The 21,083-nt window shown below is 41.2% G+C and carries 21 protein-coding genes; 14 read left to right on the top strand and 7 right to left on the bottom strand.

What is annotated here, in order from left to right; all coding sequences use genetic code 11:
* Positions 1–50 precede the first annotated feature (50 nt).
* Positions 51–416 carry a NifB/NifX family molybdenum-iron cluster-binding protein gene (locus LVQ96_05715; GenBank protein ID MCW6170650.1) on the bottom strand — a complete coding sequence of 122 codons (366 nt, stop codon included), beginning with the start codon at positions 414–416 and terminating at the stop codon, positions 51–53.
* A 258-nt stretch (positions 417–674) separates the two neighbouring features.
* Between LVQ96_05715 and LVQ96_05710 the strand changes: the two genes are divergently transcribed.
* The 7 genes from LVQ96_05710 to infB all read left to right on the top strand — a co-directional run bounded on the left by LVQ96_05710 (position 675) and on the right by infB (position 5,383).
* The gene (locus LVQ96_05710) at positions 675–1,277 is read left to right on the top strand and encodes a hypothetical protein (protein ID MCW6170649.1); all 603 of its coding nucleotides are present in this window, start codon (positions 675–677) and stop codon (positions 1,275–1,277) included.
* 136 nt (positions 1,278–1,413) lie between these two features.
* Entirely contained in the window at positions 1,414–2,244 is an 831-nt protein-coding gene (locus tag LVQ96_05705; protein MCW6170648.1) for a dihydrodipicolinate synthase family protein, read from the top strand.
* 98 nt (positions 2,245–2,342) lie between these two features.
* On the top strand, positions 2,343–2,738 hold the full coding sequence (gene rpl7ae / locus LVQ96_05700; GenBank protein ID MCW6170647.1) for a 50S ribosomal protein L7Ae: 396 nt from the start codon (positions 2,343–2,345) through the stop codon (positions 2,736–2,738).
* Positions 2,739–2,766: 28 nt separating this feature from the next.
* Entirely contained in the window at positions 2,767–2,937 is a 171-nt protein-coding gene (locus tag LVQ96_05695; GenBank protein MCW6170646.1) for a 30S ribosomal protein S28e, read from the top strand.
* 6 nt (positions 2,938–2,943) lie between these two features.
* Positions 2,944–3,153: a 50S ribosomal protein L24e gene (locus tag LVQ96_05690; GenBank protein MCW6170645.1), complete on the top strand. Its 210-nt coding sequence runs from the start codon at positions 2,944–2,946 to the stop codon at positions 3,151–3,153.
* 13 nt (positions 3,154–3,166) lie between these two features.
* Positions 3,167–3,613, top strand: a complete 447-nt coding sequence (gene ndk, locus LVQ96_05685; protein ID MCW6170644.1) for a nucleoside-diphosphate kinase — start codon at positions 3,167–3,169, stop codon at positions 3,611–3,613.
* A gap of 6 nt (positions 3,614–3,619) precedes the next feature.
* Positions 3,620–5,383, top strand: coding sequence for a translation initiation factor IF-2 (infB, locus tag LVQ96_05680; protein ID MCW6170643.1), 1,764 nt, complete (start codon positions 3,620–3,622; stop codon positions 5,381–5,383).
* 2 nt (positions 5,384–5,385) lie between these two features.
* Here infB and LVQ96_05675 read toward each other — a convergent pair whose 3' ends face one another.
* The 3 genes from LVQ96_05675 to LVQ96_05665 all read right to left on the bottom strand — a co-directional run bounded on the left by LVQ96_05675 (position 5,386) and on the right by LVQ96_05665 (position 7,724).
* Positions 5,386–6,264: a hypothetical protein gene (locus LVQ96_05675; protein ID MCW6170642.1), complete on the bottom strand. Its 879-nt coding sequence runs from the start codon at positions 6,262–6,264 to the stop codon at positions 5,386–5,388.
* A gap of 70 nt (positions 6,265–6,334) precedes the next feature.
* A complete protein-coding gene (gene speD, locus LVQ96_05670) occupies positions 6,335–6,736 on the bottom strand; it encodes an adenosylmethionine decarboxylase (GenBank protein ID MCW6170641.1) in 402 nt (133 codons plus the stop codon).
* A 220-nt stretch (positions 6,737–6,956) separates the two neighbouring features.
* On the bottom strand, positions 6,957–7,724 hold the full coding sequence (locus tag LVQ96_05665; GenBank protein MCW6170640.1) for a hypothetical protein: 768 nt from the start codon (positions 7,722–7,724) through the stop codon (positions 6,957–6,959).
* Between the two features lie 56 nt (positions 7,725–7,780).
* Between LVQ96_05665 and lipB the strand changes: the two genes are divergently transcribed.
* A complete protein-coding gene (gene lipB, locus LVQ96_05660) occupies positions 7,781–8,470 on the top strand; it encodes a lipoyl(octanoyl) transferase LipB (GenBank protein MCW6170639.1) in 690 nt (229 codons plus the stop codon).
* On the opposite strand, the gene LVQ96_05655 is transcribed toward lipB, so the two are convergent.
* On the bottom strand, positions 8,453–10,003 hold the full coding sequence (locus tag LVQ96_05655) for an aldehyde dehydrogenase family protein (GenBank protein MCW6170638.1): 1,551 nt from the start codon (positions 10,001–10,003) through the stop codon (positions 8,453–8,455). The genes lipB and LVQ96_05655 overlap by 18 nt on opposite strands.
* A gap of 373 nt (positions 10,004–10,376) precedes the next feature.
* Between LVQ96_05655 and LVQ96_05650 the strand changes: the two genes are divergently transcribed.
* Positions 10,377–11,087, top strand: a complete 711-nt coding sequence (locus LVQ96_05650) for a DedA family protein (protein MCW6170637.1) — start codon at positions 10,377–10,379, stop codon at positions 11,085–11,087.
* A gap of 297 nt (positions 11,088–11,384) precedes the next feature.
* On the opposite strand, the gene LVQ96_05645 is transcribed toward LVQ96_05650, so the two are convergent.
* A complete protein-coding gene (locus tag LVQ96_05645) occupies positions 11,385–12,251 on the bottom strand; it encodes a DUF929 domain-containing protein (GenBank protein ID MCW6170636.1) in 867 nt (288 codons plus the stop codon).
* 228 nt (positions 12,252–12,479) lie between these two features.
* On the opposite strand from LVQ96_05645, the gene LVQ96_05640 reads away from it, so the two are divergent.
* From LVQ96_05640 to LVQ96_05620, 5 genes are all read left to right on the top strand, one after another.
* On the top strand, positions 12,480–14,525 hold the full coding sequence (locus tag LVQ96_05640; protein ID MCW6170635.1) for a hypothetical protein: 2,046 nt from the start codon (positions 12,480–12,482) through the stop codon (positions 14,523–14,525).
* A 22-nt stretch (positions 14,526–14,547) separates the two neighbouring features.
* Entirely contained in the window at positions 14,548–16,875 is a 2,328-nt protein-coding gene (locus LVQ96_05635; protein MCW6170634.1) for a DNA topoisomerase I, read from the top strand.
* A 70-nt stretch (positions 16,876–16,945) separates the two neighbouring features.
* Complete coding sequence (locus tag LVQ96_05630; protein MCW6170633.1) at positions 16,946–17,737, top strand: hypothetical protein; 792 nt, start codon at positions 16,946–16,948, stop codon at positions 17,735–17,737.
* Between the two features lie 131 nt (positions 17,738–17,868).
* Positions 17,869–19,539 (top strand): acyl CoA:acetate/3-ketoacid CoA transferase, encoded by a 1,671-nt coding sequence (locus LVQ96_05625; protein ID MCW6170632.1) that lies wholly within the window; start codon positions 17,869–17,871, stop codon positions 19,537–19,539.
* Between the two features lie 112 nt (positions 19,540–19,651).
* On the top strand, positions 19,652–20,629 hold the full coding sequence (locus tag LVQ96_05620) for a mannonate dehydratase (GenBank protein ID MCW6170631.1): 978 nt from the start codon (positions 19,652–19,654) through the stop codon (positions 20,627–20,629).
* 60 nt (positions 20,630–20,689) lie between these two features.
* Here the strand turns inward: LVQ96_05620 and LVQ96_05615 are convergent, their stop codons facing one another.
* Positions 20,690–21,058 carry a hypothetical protein gene (locus tag LVQ96_05615; GenBank protein MCW6170630.1) on the bottom strand — a complete coding sequence of 123 codons (369 nt, stop codon included), beginning with the start codon at positions 21,056–21,058 and terminating at the stop codon, positions 20,690–20,692.
* Positions 21,059–21,083 lie beyond the last annotated feature (25 nt).

Raw genomic sequence — 21,083 nt, 5'->3', positions numbered from 1 at the left:
GCGCCATGGAAATAGAATTATTCTAACAGTATTTTTATTCATTTTTTGAACTATAGTTCATGATGTTCTCTATGTCCCCCTTCGTGTGTTGGTTCTTCGGTTTCCTTAAGTTTTCCGCTGGACACAGCGTGAATTGCATCTTCTATACTCATTCCGTTTGCCAAAAATATTTTCGCTTTTCCTTTAAGATAGTTTACACCAGGTCTTCCAATTTCATTAACAATTATTGCATCTGCTCCGTTCTCTAATGCACTTCTAAGCATCACAACTCCCTTGGCGGCTTTTGCAGCTTTTCCAGGGTTTTCTATTTTCTTGAGCAGGATATACGTTCCATCCTTCAGATCAAAGAAGTGTATTTCCTCACACTCGCCAGGATCAGCAACTAGGTCGTTTTTTGTGGCAATTGCAACTTTCATAAACACATATTTTAGGCAGTCTTATAAACATTGCCGAATGTTCTCTCGTTTTCCTTCGAAGCCAATAAAAGCGATAATTTAGTCATTCCTATCCGATATGTTTCGTCGCCTGCGTCAGCGGTTTTAACTTCTAAAGGGTCTAAATTTACCGACTCGGCTGCCCATTTCCCAACCACTTGGAGTTATTTTGATATGTATAAAATACCGCTAGGTATTTATAGTTCTATTCACTAATACATTGTAAGTGTGATATAAATTATGAGCGGAGATCGTTTCGCATATTACTTTAAGACAATATTGAATTCTAGTTTGGAAGATGTTCAGGAAATAGCGTACCAATTCGAGAATGACAGAAATATTTCTATTGGAGAAGCTCAGGAATTGGAGCGAATGCTGGAAAAGCATCAAGAAATGTTTAAGCCACCGGACGTTTACGTTGTAAATGCCTCAACCGGTAATGAGGAACTCCCGCCAAAGTCGGAAATTGACAATTTTGGAAATTCCTCTATTTATGTGGGATCGGAAAGGGCATTTGGAGTAGAGTGGAAAATATACTCTCCTTCTCCAGGATTCATAAATTCTCCTGTGAAGAAGTGGTACTATAATCGCCAAATTTCAGAACTATTGAATGGAATTCTTGTTGACGTTGTACCAGGTAAACTTGCAAATTACTTTGACTACCCTCCATGGGTTCTTGGCACGAAGTATGCCCCTAATTCAAAATACGTTCCCCTGAAGGAACTTGTGTTGAAAGCCATTTATAAGGGGTACATCGATGACTTCGAGCAGCTGTACTATTTTGGTATACCTCGGGAACTTATCAACGTCATAAAGTCACAAAATTCGAGTGAGACTTTCTAATTGCTTTCGGGACTCAAATATTTCTCGTCCTTATTGCGGTCTTTTTCTTGGTTTTTATTATTCTTCGATTTCTGAGCATGTTTATCTAAAATTATTGTTTCCAAAATGTTAATAGAAAATGCGGTAATTACTGTTTATGAAATACAAAGGAATCATTTGTCCTATGTTAACGCCTTTCAAAGCCGATGGAAATATTGATTATGAGGCAACTGAGGTTCTAATTGAACATCTGAGGAAGATTGGTATAAATGGGCTCTTCCCCCTGGGAAGCACCGGTCTTTTTCCTTTCTTAAGAACAGAAGAGAGAAAAAAGTTTTTGGAATATGTGATAGAATATTCTCATGGCCTGCCAGTACTTGCAGGTGTAGGCTCATCCTCCACGGATCAGTCTGTAGAACTTGCACTACACGCAAAACAAGCAGGCGCAAATGCGCTTGTCATAATGCCGCCATATTATATTACTCCCGGGCAGCCTGAGATAATAAAGCACTTCTCATCGATTATTCAGAAAGTCCATATGAGCACGTTTATATATAATATCCCGCAGCTTGCAGGGGCGCGGATTGAACTACAGACTATAGAAACTCTGAAGAACAACTTCCCAGATATAGTCGGTATGAAAGAGAGTTCCGCTGACATGCGTTATTTCTCTTCTATTATGAGATTTTCGTCCAACGATTTCTCTATAATCCAGGGCCAGGATGATCTATTGGTACCGTCTCTCTCTATAGGTGCTGATGGTGGTGTTTGCGGTCTTACGAATTTCTCTGGAGATGTCGTTGAAGCCTACAAGGCATTTGAGAGTGGAGAGTATTCCAAGGCGAAAGATATACAGATAAACAAGATCGTGCCACTCCTTGAGAAAACAAATGTATCGAGATTTCCATCTGGTTATTACAAAGCGTTCTATGAAAAATTCAACCTAAAGGGTGGTTACCGTTCTCCAATGACTGAACCAAAAAGGTAATGCTAACTTTAGGAATATAGCAAAAAACTCAAGAAACCGCGATAAAGTATAAATATGGTTTTGCTCTTTGTGTTTGCCTTAGTGAAGGAGGTTCAAAAATGGATAAAGAAAGTTATGTGAAATTCGAAACTCCCGAGTTGACAGAGAAGAAGTTATTGGATCTTGTTGAAAACTCGTTTAGAAGTGGGAAAATAAAGAAGGGAACGAACGAAGTAATAAAGTCTATCGAGCGCGGAGAAAGCAAGATAGTTGTGATTGCCGAGGATGTCTCTCCACCGGAGGTAGTTTACTATCTCCCGATGTTATGCGAGGAGAAGAAAGTCCCATATGCCTATGTCAAGAAGAGATCGGATCTTGGATCAAAGGTTGGTATTGCTTCAGCTGCGTCTGTTTCGGTTACAGACTTCGGTAAAAGTGAAGACGTCTACAAGCAGATCCTTGAGGAGATCTCAAACGTTAAGAAAGGATTGAGTGATCAAAGTGGCGGAAGATGAAGCAACTCCTGCTGAAGTAGTAGAATTGATGGGCCGGACAGGAATGTGCGGCGAAGCAACAACGGCAAAAGTCAGAGTTCTTGCAGGGAGAGATCAGGGAAGAATCATAGCCAGAAATGTCATGGGTCCCGTAAAAGTTGGAGACGTCCTTATGCTCAGGGAGACCGCTCGGGAAGCCAGAAAACTTTCCATGAGGTAAATCTAGATGATAACAAAGAACTGTACATTCTGCGGGAAGACTATCGAGCCTGGTACCGGTATTATATACGTACGCAAAGATGGCAATATTCTCAATTTCTGCAGCAATAAGTGTAAAACGAACATGGTTATACTCAAGCGTGTTCAGAGACGTGTCAAGTGGACTGGCGAGTACCACACCATGAAGGAAATAAGAAAGCAGGCTGTTAAGCACTGATTTCGGTGGTATTATGGATCGAACACTTGTTCTTATAAAGCCCGATGGAGTTAAAAGGAGACTTGTTGGAGATATTCTGAAGAGGTTTGAGAAGAAAGGAATGCGAATTCTTGGAATGAAGATGCTCTTGCTCTCAAAGGAGAAGGCGCAAATGCATTATGCGGTCCACAAAGACAAGCCGTTTTACAACGACCTTGTCAATTACATCACTTCAGGTCCAATAGTTGCAGTTCTTCTTGAAGGAAACAGGTGCATAGAGGTAACCAGGCTGATGTGTGGGTCAACCGACGGGAGCAAAGCTCAGCCTGGAACAATTAGGGGGGACTATTCTTTAAGCATTGAGAAGAACATAATCCACGCATCCGATTCGAAAGAGAGTTTCGATTACGAATACCCAATATTTTTTAGTAATGAGGAAATACTTAATTTTCAATACGGGGATGAGATGAATATCATCTGATGAGCTATGCAACAGAATGATTTGCAACAAAATAGACTCAGGGAACCCATTGTCAGTGTCCTGGGTCACGTCGATCATGGCAAAACAACTCTGTTAGATGCTATTCGCTTAACGACAGAAGCAAACAAGGAAGCTGGCGGAATTACCCAGCGCATCGGCGCCACGGAAATCAGATCCAAGGACCTCATACTTCGATCACACGGCATGTTGAGCGAAACAAATCTCCGTATTCCGGGTATCCTCTTTATAGATACGCCCGGACATGTTGCTTTTTCAAACATGAGGGTGCGTGGAGGTGTACTGGCAGACATAGCCATACTCGTCGTTGATATAAACGAAGGTTTCATGCCCCAGACATTGGAATCTATAAACATATTGAGGAAATTCAAGACACCATTCGTTATAGCAGCTAATAAGATTGATCTCGTTCCTTATTTCATACAGTTAAAGAATGAAACCCTGAAAAATGTGATGAAGATCCAGAGAAATGAGTACATTGATGAATTTAACAACAGGATGTATCTCCTGATGGGGCGCCTCTCGGAACTCGGTATATCCGCTGATCAGTATGACAGGATAACCGACTTTACAAAAGCAGTTGCAATCGTCCCGGTAAGTGCGAAGTACAACATAGGCATGGCCGAACTAATGGCTGTTCTGGCCGGATTGTCGCAGAAGTTTCTGGAAAAGGATATCAGGTTCGAGGCATCAAATTCCAAGGGAACTGTGATAGAGGTCAAGAAAGAGGAATCCGTGGGCACTACCCTGGATACGGTTCTTTACCAGGGAATACTCAGGAAGGGGGACGTTATAGCGGTTAACACAAAGACCGGTCCCGCGGTCACAGGCGTGAAAGCACTGCTCGTTAATTCCGGTTCAAGAGGAAAAAGACTCGTGGAGAAAGACGAGGTTTATTCCGCAGCCGGAGTAAGGGTCCTGATCCAGGATAAACTGGACATAGTAAACGGATCGCCTGTAATTGTAACCGATGGAAACAGGGAAGAAGCTTTTCGTGAAATAAGGGAGAATTCTACCGTTAACGTTGAGCTCAGCGAGATTGGAGTATCTATCAAGGCCGACGCCATCGGCTCCCTGGAAGCTCTGGCCTATGAGCTGAAGTCGCTGGGGATATCTATACGAAGTGCTGAGACCGGCGACGTCACGAAGAAGGATATAGTTAACGCTGAAACGCTTAACGACTCTATTGACCGGCTTATTGTTGCTTTCAGCGTCTCAATGACTCCCGATGCTAAGGAGTACCTGCTTTCTTCTGATGTTGGCGTTATCAGCGGTGGAGTCATTTACTCCATTGTCAACGAAGCCTCTGAATGGTTGAAGAAGAGAAAAGAAGACCTTCTGGAGCAGAGAAAGCGTGACTATTCGATCCCATCCAAGTTCATTATTCTACCCCAGTACATTTTTAGGAGCACGAAGCCCGTCATAGTGGGGGTATCAGTTCAGGCAGGTCGGTTGAAGGTTGGAGACAAGCTAATAAGATCTGACGGAAGGTTCGCAGGCACGGTTAAGAGCATAAGAGAGAACGATACTTCAAAGCAGTTTGTCGATGCTCCTGCGGAAGTTGCCGTATCGATTGATGGTGTTACCCTCAACAGGCAGATATTCCCCGAGGAGCCCATATACGTTGATATCCAGGAATCCGTGGTTCCTATTCTCAGAAAGGAGAAATTGGATGATGATACGATGCAGGCTCTGGAAGAAATCATAAATATAAAGAGGAAAGAGAATAAATTCTGGGGAACGAGAGCATAACCTCATTCCTTTATCCCAGTTTCGTCCATTTTTTTGCCTTTAGCCGGCAGGGTGAATACCATTAATATCAGGATCAAAGAAATAACCGCATATAAAGAATACAGGCCTGAAGCTACGTCGACCCTGCTGAACAGGAAAGTGATGCCCAAGAATAGTACACCCTTGTAAATGGAACTCCCGATGGCAATTCCGATAGTCATCTGCCAGATCTTCTTTCTCATGCTCAGTATAATAGTAAAGATTTCAGGAAGTGACCCCGCAACGCCAATGATAATGAACGAGGAAGCGAAATATCCTATGTGAAAGGAAACGGACAATGAGGAAACATAATCAACAACCGCATAAGAAGCCGTCCCTATAAGGATTAATGACATAATAATTGACAAGGAATCTGTTTTCCAAGTACCCTCTGTTACTTTCGTAACTTTTCTTCTCCTTGATATCTGTGTGTATCCAAGAAACATCAGAATGAAAATTAAGCCGATATACCACGGTGCTGTCCTAAAAAATACACCGACAAATACCAATATCAAGGATGCAGCCAGAAAAATAGCCAGGTCAGTCATGAATTTTTTCGAAATCAAACGCCCAGAAATTGCCACTAGAATCACCGTCAAGATAAGCGTAAACACATTGGAACCCTGGATGGTTCCGAAGCTTACGTCTCCGTGGAGTTCGATGGTAGCAAATATTACAACCGCCGCCTCATCGATAACAGTTCCAAAAGATACAAGGAACAGACCTGTATTTATGTTGGAAATGTTTCTGGACTTGCCAAAAATTAAAAGGTTATCAAGAAAACTGTCTCCTCCAATATAGAATGCAAGAAGGGCGAGAACTATACCAAGGAATAAAATATATTCTGGGAACTTTTTAATCACTAGCGAAAAAATTATAAAAAATATAGAAAGGATTGTGGATAAAATGATAAAAGAAAATCTTCCTCTCAATTTATCCCGGGATTGATACCTGTTCTGCGGAGATCGAGTTTATCTGGGTATTTATCGCTGTCCCTCTCTGGACACGCCTGCACTCAACGAATTGAGGCTTTAACTGTTCTATCGCAGAATCCAAAGCTCTTTCAGCGTTTAACGGATCGCCACATGTGTATATGTCCATTGTTACCAAGCCATGCTCCGGCCAAGTGTGGAACGACAGATGAGACTCCGCTAACAAGACAATTCCGCTTGCTCCAACGGGTTTGAACTGGTAATAGTCCGAAGATATCTTAGTCAAATTGCCATCTACCACGGCTTTCTCAACAATAGGGTAAATGTCATCGACCGAAGAAATCAATCTCTCGTCTATCCCGTACAAGTCCGCCAATATATGAAAACCTACTGCCACTTTCATCTTCCTCCATTTTTTCACCTCAAATTACTACAAGCGCCTGTATAAAAGATGATTATTTAAATATTTATACGTGTAGTGATTTTTAATTACTATTCACGCAGTTTGATAATATTGTAAAGCCATAGGAATGTAACTGAATATATAGATTAGCATATTAATAAATATATACTATTGTTCCATCAATTATTATTCTAAATAAGCGTGTGTATAGTCTACGCCATTATTTTAGATAAACTATCTCCGTCTTAATCTCCCTATATTTTCCCTGTAGGACCTTGAGATCATAGAGAAGATAGCGAAATCTTCTAACAGAAACGAATAGTTCTGTCGAGACACCTCTCACCGCGGCCTCAAATGATGCATTCAGAGAAGCAAACTCAATCGAAATATGAATCCCTGCCTCGAGGCAAACAGTTTTTGCAAGCTCCCCCACGACAGCTACCAGGGCCTCTCTACCTCGTGCAATATCCTTAACCTGCCCTGTTATCATCGACTTCCGTTCATTATCGGCAATATCCGGCAGAACAGCTATGGTTACCGTGCCAAAGTTCACCTTTATCATCCCTTCAATCAGGGAAACAAGGGCGGTTTGACTTTTCAATGACCCCTCCTTGACTGAAGCTTTTACCGCACCTTCCTTTCGGGTTGCATGCAGGTAACCTTTGAACATATAAACATAAACAACGCTTCCAGTTGGAATATCCTCATCCGCTATGACCTCCCATGTGGCGAATTCATCAAGCCTTGAAAGATTCTGGGAAACAAAATCCCTCATGGAGGTCAGTCCAGACTCGAGAAAGATGTAGCCTAACTTCGAGACATTTCCGTCCTTTGTGAGTAGTTTTTTATTCTTCAGGATCTTTGTATGGTACTGAACACCCTGTATAGTAATGCCAACATTTTTGGCTATCTGGCTCGGCATCTTCACCCCGTCCAGGATATTCGTCATTATCATTATTTGAGTCAGTGTACCTTGGTCAGGAAGCATGAAGTAGTAACGGAAGAAGATATATATTATTTTGATTGCTCTCAAGAAGGATAAAGTTGACAAATTTCGATCCGAAAAGAAAGGCGATTGTGGCCAAACTCGGGACCGAAGACTATGCCCGCGTTTTAAATATACAACACCGCCTAAATTCTGCTAGAAACTCGGACAGAATAGGGGACGTTGTAATCTTTCTCCAGCATAATGACGTATACACTGCAGGTATCCATTTCAAGGGTAATGTTTCGGACTTGCCTGCGCCATTCTACCAGATTAATCGTGGCGGATATCTCACCTATCATGGGCCTGGCCAGATAGTGGTATATTTTATTCGAAATCTCCACGCAAATGGGGAAAACGTGAAGGAACTGATAGAAAAGATCCAGAACTCGGTGATCAGCACTCTTAATACCTTTGGAATTACCGGAAGGGGGTTGTTCAATGAGAAGACGGGAGTATGGGTCGATGATAAAAAGATCTGCTCTATCGGGTTAGGAATCGAAGGTTTCTCAACTCTTCATGGAATGGCTCTCAACGTAGATACCGATCTCAATAAGTTCAAGGCAATCGACCCGTGCAATTTTGATCCTGAGGTAATGACCAGTATATCACGGCTGATCGACCGCAAGATCACTGTAGATGAGGTACAGCCAATTCTCGAGAAGGAGATATTCAAAAACCTGTGTATAGGAGAAAAAGAATTTATAAATTCAATTGAGAGTTTAGAGAAATTATCTCTCAATTGTTAGCGACTGTTCCCTTAGGAATTGGGGAAGGTAGTAGTATGACCCAGTGCCTTTTCCGCTGCTACCACTAAGTTTCCATCCGACGAAAGGCTGGGAGCCAACCATTGCACCGGTTGTTGCACCCTTGCTTCTATTTGCATATACTACGCCAACTTCTACGTTGTCGAAATAGTACTTGATTTCTGCTTCGTCCTCCGAGAAAATGCCACCAGTGAGGCCATAGTCAAACTTGTTAATTTTGTCAACGGCTTCTTTCATACTCTTAACCTTGATTATGCATAAAATTGGCAGGAACTGTTCATTCTGCACGAGCTCGTCATCCTCAGATATATCCGAAATAACAGTGGGTTCAACATAGAAACCAGGTTTATCCAAAACTTTTCCTCCATAAAGGATCCTGCCACGTGTCCCAAGTTTACTAAAAATTCCTTTATATTTTTCAAAAGCCTGGCGGTTAACTACCGGACCCATGTAAGTGTCCTTTTCTCGTGGATCGCCCACCTTTATTTTGGAAACTCGTTCCGTCAGCAAGTCCAGAAATTTATCATAGACCTTTTCGTGTACGTAAGCGAGAGAAGCGGCACTGCATTTTTGGCCCGAGTAACCAAAACTTGCCTTGTAAAGCCCATTTGCCGCCTTCTCGAGGTTTGCCTTATCAGATACTATTACTGCATCCTTTCCCCCCATTTCGGTAATGATTGGTTTAGGCCTTTTCTTCTGGGCGGCGGAAAAAATGCTCATCCCAACATCTCTCGAACCAGTGAAGACAATGCCTGCGACCTTGTCGCTTTCGGATATGTATTTTCCAATTACGGATCCGGATCCTGCCACAAAGGCAAGGGCATTCTTCGGCACTCCGCTTTCATGGAGCATTTTTACTGTAAGGTATGTCGCAATTGGAATGTCGCTAGAAGCCTTCAGAAGGACTGAATTTCCAACCGTTAGTGGACCAGCCGTCATTCCGACAGTTATTGCATAGAAGTTGAATGGGGGGATTACAGCGAAGGTGCCGTAAGGTTTCATAATGCTGAAACTGTCCTCTTCATCATAACCCTTCCCAGTTATTTTCGAAAACCCTTCGTTCTGTACCATATTTAGTGCATAATATCTCAGAAAATCAATTCCTTCGTCTACGTCAGCAATAGCTTCCGTCCTGTTTTTTCCATTTTCATATGCGAGAAGAGCTGCGATCAAAAACTTATTTTTTGCAATTCTATCCGCAGCAGAAAGCATAATTTCTGCTCTCTTGACGTATCCCATGTTGTACCATCCCTTCCACCCTGAATTTAGAATATCCATTGCCTTGTCGATAGTTTCAGGGGAAGAGGCCTGAAATTTAGCTACGCTTTCTCCATCTATTGGAGATATGTCATCAAATGTTTTGCCCTCTTTTTCCTCGTTTAGAATAATGTTTGGATATTCTTTTCCAATATACTTTTTAGCCTCAATTAGAGCCTTATCGTAAAGTTCATGAAACTCTTTTTCTCTGCCTTGTTTCTGCATTCTCAAAAACGTTTTCTCATTCTCAAATGTCATATTGGGATATCGCACGATGACACATAAATTTTCTTCGCCAAGTGAATAGTACAAGTTTATCTCAGTTTGATCTCATTTAACTAAGTCGCACGAAGACTTTGAAAACTTCGACAAACTAACTCGGGAGAGAAGCGCGACAAATTAATCCAGAGAGTTTTTTTCTATGCAAAATGAAGCTATAACAGATACTATTTACGGTTAATGAAATAAATTAAGAAGCTGGATAAAAATTCACAATCGGAGTGGCAGTTTCTTTATGATACGGGTTAAAATAGCTACTAGAAATAATGATAAACCCTAAATGCCATCATATACCCGTGTATGGTTTCACAGTGCAATGAAATATTTTAGACATAATGTACAAAAGTATATTTTGTACATCCAGATTCTTCTCATAATAGCAATTATACTCAGTTCTATAAGTATCGCGAATGGTTTTCTTCATTTCATAAATCCCAACATAAACCTTAGAAACCTGAGCTTTGGCGTTTTTGAACCAGTGTATCTTCTCGGATATCTTGGTATGTTCATATTGGTAGCGTTTGCACCTCTACCAGATTATATAATCGTGCCATTTTACGGCTATTTGGCATTCGCTGGCATATTCAACGTCTATGCGACGTTGTTTGTTTCAGTCGGTGCAATGCTTTTTCTTTCAGTTATAGAGTACTTTGCAGGGCGTTACGCTGGGAGAGCACTTTTGCTTAAGGGCCTCTCTGCATTTAAGATCCATGAAGAAGATCTCATGCTAGCAGACCTTTGGATTGAAAAGCATGGAACGTTTTCAATATTCCTTTCAACATTTGTTCCTTATATAAAAACGGTCATTGCCCTTGCCGCTGGAACGTTGAAAATGAATTTTACCAAGTTCTTGATTTCCAATTTCCTTGGATATTTCATAAGATTCGTAGTATTATTGTATATAGGGTATGGAAGTTTCCGAATTCTTTTGGTGATTTTTGAGGGAAGATTCTTTCTTGATTTTGTTATTGCAGATATTCTTTGTGGATTATGCCTAGGTCTAATTTATGTTGAAAAATATTATCACAGTAAAAGTTATCGATCAAGGACCCAGAGCGCCTGAAAAGAAGTTTATGATTTTTCTTAAAAATGATTAACTGCAATATCTTTTCTGGGTTCGTTATTAGTTTATTTTTAATTGTTATGATTGCCCCTCTCTTCGAATTTTTAATTTACCTCGATAATTCGTTATGGATTTCTTCAGCATAGAGGAACTGAGTTTGAAATTAACGAGTATTTATGTATGTATATGCGCTGCGGTAAATTTGCTTCAAAATATGCAGTTTTGTGTGGGTCTCATGACTTATGATGTGTACCAATTTGCATTGTAAATTAGCTCATATCCCAATCTTAAGTTAAATTAAGATACTTGTTTTATAGCGCCTAAAACCGAGCTAACTGCAGAGGAAGGAATAATACTGAGATTGTTTATAACGTGAGTTGGCTTAAACGCTGTTGTGGAGTTCTGACGCAAAATACTTGGGTTATAGATTGGTCCGTTGAAAAGCCAAGCACCGTTAGGTCCAGTTATAATTATGTTAGTGTTTACATGAGTAAGATTGAAATGAAGAAATGAGCTTACTTGATACCCAGTTACAGGCAAGACATAGAGGTACTTGTACTCTAGACTAGATACAGAAGCAGGAACACTCTTGTTTATCTCGTTCAGCCCGACTGAAACAAGCGAAGTATTCTTGATTGGCGTATTATTTGATGCGTATCCAGTCATCGTTTGATTGTAAACGTACACAGGGGTAAAAACAACATTTTTGTAACTGAAACTCTGATTGAATATTAGACCCGGGGTATTACCATATACGTCTCCGCTTAAGGACTCATGCAAAGCCACCCATCCGTGTGCCGAGAGATTAGTATTAAGATACTGATTCAATGCAATATAAAAAGGCCAAGAATCGGCAGCACCAAACGGGCAACCATACCAGGAGAAATAATAGATATGTACATTGCTCCCGAAATTGGAATTAGATATCTGTTCTCCACTACCCCATGGAGTAACTGAAGGAGCACTAAATGATCCATCAGAGTTTAATGATGGAAACTTTATTATGTGAAATCCAAAAAGACCTCCAACAGAAGCAATAACTGCAACTACAACTATGACACTTATTATTTTCTTGTAATTCTCTTTCTTCTTTACAATAGAAATCTTTTGCTCATTTTTTACCTTTCTACTGTATTTCCTTCTCTTGTATTCTTTGTTCGTCATTTTTATCGATATTTCGTATGTTCTTATATTTTGTAATGAAACTTGTTATTTATATTTTCCGACCATTAGTTCTTTTTTCGTTGTTCACAAAGCTTGATTTCGCTATATTTTTCAGAAGGCCTTATTCCGGTTAAAACGTCCTTGTGCACTTACGCAAAAATAAGGGCCTGCAGACGCGTATAAGTTATATATGCTTCATAACTATTTTCCTGGTGTAAGGTAAGATTTTTGAACATAACCAGAAGCAGAAAACTTGTGATAGTGTTTACTCTTTTAATTCTTCTAATTTTAATTTCCTCATTGGTCTATCTTCATGAACAGATAAAATCACCTGCCACGGTCCCTGGGAAGATTAATTCTCAGGAATACACATTGGATCTTCTCAATAATTCCCTGATCCGCGGCAACTATGTTAATACAGGGAATGGTCTTGTTCCAATTGCTATTTCATATGATCCCGTAAATAATCTTCTGTACGTTGTTAACCATTTTACCAACAATGTATATACTATTAACGCTAATCACGGTAATCTTGTAAACATTATACAAGTAGGATCTGATCCACAGGCCATAACCTATGATCCTCTGAACGAGAACATCTATGTTGCAAATCAGGGCAGCAATAATGTCAGTGTAATAAGCACCTTCACTAACAAAGTCATAACGAGCATAAGTGTGGGTGACGATCCTTCAGCATTGAACTTCGATAACTTAACAAACATGCTCTATGTAGCTGACTCGAGCGCGAATAGTTTGTCCTTGATAAACACCAGCACAAATGTTTTCGTAAAAAGCGTTTCGATCCCTTCGCCTTCCAGCATCATTACATATGATAGAACGGGAAACCTATATGTTGCGGATTATGCTTCAAACACCGTTACTATCTTGAACGCATCTACTTATGTAAGAGTAGGGGCCCTCAGTGTTTCTTCGGGTCCTGCAGGCTTGACCTATGATCCATCAAACGGTTACATCTACTCTGTTGGTGAGAAATCAAACTCAGTTTCTATCATTGACCCTGAAAATTCTGAGGTTATATCTAATGTAGAAGTCGGGAAGACTCCATTTTTTGCTATCTTTAATCCCTTCAGTGGTTCCATGTTCATTCTAAATTACATCTCAAATAACGTTACTATAATAAATTCCACGACAGACGAAACCGTTGGAAACATTGAGGTAGGCCTCAATCCGTTCTCAGCAGGGTATGATTCACAGGACAGAGAAATATACGTTGTCAATGAGTATTCTGGCAATCTTTCAGTAATAGACGCCAGAAATAATGACGTAATAGGAAGTATTAGAATAGGGACCGGTCCACAGGGGATGGCATATGACCCATCTGATAAAGATATCTACGTAACGGATGCACTGTCAAATTTTATTTATGTTATCAATTCGAGCGATAACAGGATTGTTGGGAATATAACTGTCGGGGTCGGTCCAGCAGCCATTTCATACGATTCAGAAAATTCACAACTCTATGTCGCGAATTACGATTCTAACAATGTTTCTGATATTAACCCAGAGACTGACTCCGTAGTTGACAGTATAACGGCTGGATTAGGCCCGGCAGGGATCACATTTGATCCCCAGAATGGCTTGTTGTATATCATAAACGAAATATCTAACAATGTGTCGGTACTCGATCCTTATAGCAATACATACATTGCCAATATAGGGGTGGGACAGAGTCCTTTCCAGGCCGCGTACGATCCACAAAATAATAATATCTATGTTGTTAACTTTGCATCCAACAATGTCTCGGTTATAAGCTCACTATCGAACAACGTTGTAAGTACCATTGCTTCTGGATCCGGACCTCAGGGGATTATATACGACCAAAAAAACTCGCTAATGTATGTGATTAATTATGTTTCCAACAGCGTTACCGTAATCAATCCTCTCAATGAGGCCAGTGTTCAAACCATAAGCGTAGGTTCCGGGCCCGAAGGCATAGCTTTTGATCCTGTCAACGGGTACATCTACGTAGCCAATGAGAACTCCAATAATGCTTTTTTGATAAACACCTCGGCAAATGCAACCATAGGCGAAATAGACACAGGGGCTGGTCCATTTCGGATTATTTACAACCCATTGAATGAAGATATCTACATAACAAACCAGAATTCGGGGAGCCTCACAATTATCAATAGCTCCTTTTCTTCTAGTCCAAGCAACAATGTGAAAGAGTATTCAGTTAATTTCCCGCAACATAATTTCTTCAATCAATCTGGTTGCAGCAATTTTCAGAAAGTGAAAATATCTAAATGGTGATTGCATTAGCCCTTTGATTTAGTTGGCTGAAGAATCTAACATTAGAACTCTAATAATTACAGAAAAGGCGGACGCAGCAAGAAGAATTTCCTATATCTTATCCGGTGGTTCATCCAAACAGAAGAGGGACCGAGCAACAAATTATATTGAATTCGCTTCAGAAAAATTTGGTAACGTTGCCGTCGTGCCCCTTAGTGGTCATATCGTACAGCTTGACTTCAAAAAGGATATGCAGGACTGGAAAACTACCGATCTCGAAGCTCTTGTGAACTCAGAAGTCATTAAAGAGGTCACGAACAAGACGGCTTTCAACACGCTGAGCAAATTTGGGCCAAAAGCCAGTGTCATCGTTGTTGCAACTGACTATGATCGTGAGGGGGAGCTCATTGGTCTTGAATCCATAGAGCTTATTATGCGAAGTTGTAAGACTCTTAGACTAGGAAATATTAAAAGAGCCAAGTTCAGTGCGCTGACTTCCGAAGAGGTGAACAACGCTTTTGAAAATCAAGCGACGCTGAGTGAAACCCTAGCTATGTCTGCCGCAGCTAGAGAAGAGATCGACCTTTACTGGGGTGCTGCCTTAACACGTTTCTTCTCTATTACGGCTGAAAGACTTGGTAAGAACTTTATCTCAATCGGCAGAGTTCAGACACCAACCTTGGCTCTGATCGTCGAGAGAGAACTTGAGATTATGAGCTTCATACCGGAGCCATTCTGGACAATAGACATTACATTCAATAAGAAGAGGGACTTTGTTGCTCATTATAAAGATCAGCCGATCGCTGATAAGGAAAAGGCTGATAAGATCTACTTGGCTGTAAAAGGTCAAAATGGTACCGTTATGTCTTTCGAACGCAGGAATGAGAAGATCTATAAACCGATCCCATTCAACACAACTGAATTTTTGCGGGAAGCATCTCGTATAGGTGTAGTTCCTGCCAAAGCTATGAACATAGCGGAATCGCTATATAATCGTGGCCTTATCAGTTACCCAAGAACAGATAATACAGTTTACAACAAATCTATAAACTTCAAGAACGTCCTTTCAAAATTACTGAATTCTGAATTCGAATCAGATGTAAAAAAGGTTCTGGATCAGGATGCAATTATCCCTTCCAGGGGAAAAGTAGAGGCTACTGACCATCCGCCTATATATCCTGTTTCTGCTCCAAAAAAGGATACCCTTAAAGGAGATTTCCTCAAAATCTATGAACTAATTTTGAGAAGATTCCTCGCGACACTATATCGTGTTGGAGAACGAGAGGTAACTGATGTTGAGTTAAACGTGAATTCGTATCCCTTTGTTTCAAAAGGATCGAGGGTCCTCGACTACGGGTGGCTCGAGCTTTATCCTTACAGGAAGGTTGAAGAGGTGATAATACCAGATCTTGAGGCGGGTGAACTTGTCAATGCAAAGGAATGGAATTTGAACGAAGAAAAAACGAAACCGCCTTACAGGTATGATTACGCTTCCCTGATTAAGAAAATGGAGGATCTCAATCTAGGCACGAAAAGTACGAGGCATGACATAATCGAGAAATTGCAGGCCAGGGGTTTCATAGAGGGTAACCCTGTTCGGCCGTCACACCTCGGCATGGGACTTATCGAGGCCCTTCTTACTGTGAAGTCTGACATTACAAAACCGGATATGACAGCGGAACTTGAGAAGGATATGGATGAAATAGCAGATGGAAAGCAGAAAAAAGAAGCAGTGGTAGATGTATCGAAAAAGATGCTCTTAGATATTCTTCAGCAATTCTATCAGAAGAAAGACCTCATTAAAAAAACAATTCAGGATTCGCTAAAAAAAGGGACCCCAATAGGTAAGTGCCCAATCCACAACGTTGACATATCGGTGATAAAGGGCAGGGATTTTGTTCGCGTAAAATGCGAGGATGAGACCTGCAAGATTAATTTTCCTGCCCCCCTAAGGGGAAAAATTCAACTTCTTGAAGAAAAGTGTCCGGTATGCGGTCTTCCAGAGATCAAGGTAATAAGACAGGGGCAGTCTCCGGATATAAGATGTATAGACCCTAAGTGCTCCTTCAACTCTGAAAAGGATAACATCGGGAAGTGCCCAAAGGATGGAGGGAACCTTGTTATTAGGCAATCAAGATTCGGAAAAAGATTTCTCGGATGTTCAAATTATCCGAAGTGCGATGTAACTTATCCATTGCCACAGATGGGGTACATAAAGAGCACGGGGGAGGTTTGTAAGTACTGTGGGGCGCCGATTCTTGTCGCAACAAGAAAGGGTGCATCGTGGACGTTCTGTCCCAAAATAGACTGTGAATTTAATAAGGAGATGAGAGCGACTCGTGCCAAGCGCACTGCGAAACAGTCTGCCTGAGGTATCAAGCTTAATCCTTTTTATTTCTTCGTCCCTTTTTGCAGTTTTTATCTCTACTATAGTTTTATCAGTGGAGCCTTCTGTGGCTCCCAGCAGCCCTACAAGCGGCATATTATACATAGTGTACTACCTTGTTGCAGCTGTAGTTTTTTCTGCCGTTATAATCCTCCTCTCCAAGAGATTTAAAATGAATTTCCTTAAGTGGGTATTTATTGCACTCATAGGATTCATGGTATTCTATGTCTGGAGTTATGTCGGTGCACTAATCGCCCAGACCTACCTTGAATATTATGCAATCGTAATTGGGGCGCCAATAATCATCATGGCTCTTTTGATAGTAAAAAGTGAATGGTACGTTATTGATGTAGCGGGTTTCTTCCTATGTGCAGGTCTAGCTTCTATTCTTGGAACGATCCTGGGGATATGGGCTGCTGTAATATTCCTGGCCGCTTTTGCTATCTATGACTATATATCCGTCTATAAAACCAAACACATGGTCAGCCTGGCAAAGGTTGCAGTCGACGCCGAGCTTCCAATGCTGTTCATTTTTCCAAACGACACTTCAGAGAAACTTGGAAAAATAGAGCTGACGGACGAGGGTGTAGGAGGTCACAAGGCCATGCTTCTCGGTTTTGGAGATATAGCCTTTCCTGGAATAATGGTTGTCGCTTCCGGGATTTACGGATTTTCAATCGGTCATCCTCTGGAATTTATCCTGCTCCCCCTGCTTGGAGGCGTTGTGGGTATGATGCTTCTGGTTACAGGCAAGATTAAGAAGCCAGCACCAGGGTTGCCATTCCTGAATACAGGTGTAATTCTAGGATTCCTGGCCTGTTTTCTCTTTTTTGCCTTTGTTTTATGAATTTCGTATTCGTTCGTCGGCTTTGGTTGATTTGCCTTCACAAAATAGAGAATTGGATAATTATTACAAATTTCATTTTTGCTTGAAATGTTAGGGTGTGTGTTTATAAGCTATAAAGCGTTGAATTCTTTATGGCAACCATAGTTGAAAATAATAATGATATACATGAAATAATTTCAAAAATAAGAGATGGTTCTACTGTTGCGATTTCGGGCTTTAATATTTCCGTTGCACCTTCCTTTCTGATATCAGAAATTTATGATAATTACAAGAGCACGGGACATCCTCGTAACCTCTTTATTGAGGCCGAATGTCTCCCTGCGTCGCCAGGCAAGGGGTTGGATCTCGTTGCAAAGGATCTCTATGAAAACAAGGACGAGAATTTCATTTCTGGGACAATGCTTCCGTTCCTTGCATGGTCTCCTTGGCTTCAGAAAATGACGAGGGAAAACCTTTTTGAGGCATATACATTCAGCATAGGGACGGCTGCTGCATGGTTCAGGGAAATAGCGGCTTCCCGTCCGGGTCTCATTACCTCCGTTGGTTTGGGCACATTCCTGGGTCCTGGTGAAGATGCGGCTTCGATGAATGAAAGGGGAAAGAAGGCGAGAAGATGCTATACTTCGGTATTAAATATAGAAGGAAAAGATTACTTGTTCTACAAGGCCCCCAAACCGGATGTGGCAATGATACGGGGAACAACCGCGGATGAAGTCGGGAACATGAGCATGGAGGATGAAGCAATATTTGGTACCGTGTTGAATATAGCTCAGTCAGCAAAGGCCCAGCCAAACCCCGGTATTGTAATGGCACAGGTAGAGCGGATAGCAAGATTCGGTTCTATAAGCCCGAAAGATGTGCACGTTCCCGGGCCAATAATAGATTACGTTTTCATCTCGCCGCCGGAATTTGCATGGCAATCCAGTACAATACGCTACGATCCTGCAATTTCCGGAACGATAATCCCACCTGATCCGGTGAAGGCTAGACGTGGAAAACTGACGCCAGAAAACGTGATAGAAAGAAGAGTGGCCCTGGAGATTTCTAAACTTGTGATGCAACTTTCCAGGCCGATCATCATGAACCTTGGGATAGGTATTCCCACCTTTGTATCAGATATAATCAAGGAGGAGGGTATATCTAAGTATGTTTTTTCCACCGTAGAATCCGGTCCCTGGGGAGGTATACCATTGGGGGGAGAGAATTTTGGTGTCTCAATAGGCCCATTTGCCACGATCACCATGCCAGATCAGTTCAACCTTTATGAGGGAGGTATCATAGATCTCACTTCTCTCGGCTTCCTTCAGATAGACAGGGAGGGTAACGTTAATCCCTCCTTGCTTGACAACAGGACACCCGGGCCTGGCGGTTTTCCAGTCATATCTTCAGGATCGCCTCGCGTCTATTTTGCTGGCAGATTCACGGCGAATGGCTTGAAGGAGTCTGTAGGGAATTCCGGAATCACGATACAAAAAGAGGGCGATATCTTGAAGTTTGTGAATAAGGTTTACAAAGTTCTTTTCAATGGAAAGATAGCGCTGAGGGACCGAAAGGAAATAATCTACATTACCGAACGTGCTGTATTCAATCTTACAGATAAAGGCCTCGTTCTAATAGAGAAGGCCCAAGGCGTTGACTTGGACAAAGACATACTTGAAAAAATGGAATTCAAGCCTATCCTTTCTGAGGAAATAACGGAAATGGATCCTAGGATATTCCGAAACAGGCCTATGGGGCTTAAGACACAGATCGAAAAGGGATTGAAACAAAGGTCAAGACAGAGTATAATTTCCACGAATTGACACTTTTAAGTGATCCATTTGAGTGGTTTATCTCAATCTATCGTGGTTAGATTTTGCTACGATTTTGATATTTGAGGAAGCATTTTTTAATATTTTTCTGCGATACTTACCCATGCTAAACTTTGTCCTTTCTGAAATACTCCTTGAATCTTCCCCGAACAGGTACTGGAAAATGCTCTATCAGATAGGAATCCGTGATGCCGTCGGTGTACTTCCTCGGAATTTCATGGACTGGAGGATGAGCTTCGAGGAGGAGCCATGGGGATATCTCTCTCTAAAAAAGTACAAGAATATGCTTGAAGACAACGGCTTCAATCTAAGAGCCATTGAGGACAATCCCCCCATGGATAAGATTCGCCTGAATCTCCCAGGAAAGGAGGAACAGCTGGACAGTATAGCAAGGATGATCGAGAATTTCGGAAAGTTAAGCATCGGCTTATGGTGCTACAACTGGATGGCAGGTATAGGCTGGTCCAGAACCCACAGCTACGTTGAAAGTAATGTAGGGACTGTATCCTCATTCAGTATCGAAGATATCTCTGGATACAGGAATGAGAAAGTCAAAACAGATAAAAGTTCTCTGTGGCATAATCTTAAAGAATTTCTTGACTTCATTGTTCCGATCGCGGAGGACAACAATGTGAAGCTTGCGATGCATCCTGATGATCCCCCTATTGATGAGTTCGCGGGAATTCCAAGGATAATGAATTTCATCGAAGCCTTTGACAAGCTACTCGAACTTAACAGGAGTGAATTCAACGGCATAACTCTGTGTCAGGGTAACTTCACGCTTATGACGGAGGATCTTCCCGGTACGATCAGGCACTTCGGAAAGAAAATATTCTTTGTGCACTTTAGGGATGTTCTTGGAGACAAGAACAATTATGTTGAAACTCAACTCGGCTACGGCAAAACCGATCTTGCCGGTTGCATGAAGGCATACGATGACATAGATTACAGTGGATTGATGCGTGTCGATCATGTCCCGACACTTGAATGCGATTCTGCTGATGTCCCAGGATATTCATATCTTGGGAGACTCTACGCGATCGGGTACATAAGGGGACTTTTCCAGTACGTACAAAAATAAATACCTTTACCTTGAGCTATTATTCTTTGTATTTCTCCTGGCATCCATTTGTTTTGTTCACTATAGTAGAGATTTAAGCCATTTGTTGATGCTCTTAGCATAGTCAACGGCGTCTTCAAGAGATACACGGTTCAATATTATCTGGATACTGGGCATGTTGATCATTCTTCTTACTTCTGGATCTGTTATTTCAATTTTATTTGGATTAAGTGTGTAGTGATCACAAAGAACCCTGAGTTCAAAGAGAATTTGATATTCCATGCTCAAATTATTTATTGTAATATCTCTGCTGAATTCCTTAAGTGGAAATCTGTCATTGTGTTTTCCACTTCCTTTTTTCCCTAGTTTACATAATTTAATCTCAGACCAATAATTAAATAAAGAAAAGTACAAAGAGCTGACTGTTCTTCTCATTTCAACTTCTGTCATGGAATCTAAGTTCCGTGATAATTTC

Source organism: Thermoplasmatales archaeon, assembly GCA_026127925.1.
Taxonomy (GTDB): Archaea; Thermoplasmatota; Thermoplasmata; order Thermoplasmatales; family Thermoplasmataceae; genus JAKAYB01.
This window is presented reverse-complemented; position numbering and strand designations above follow the sequence as displayed.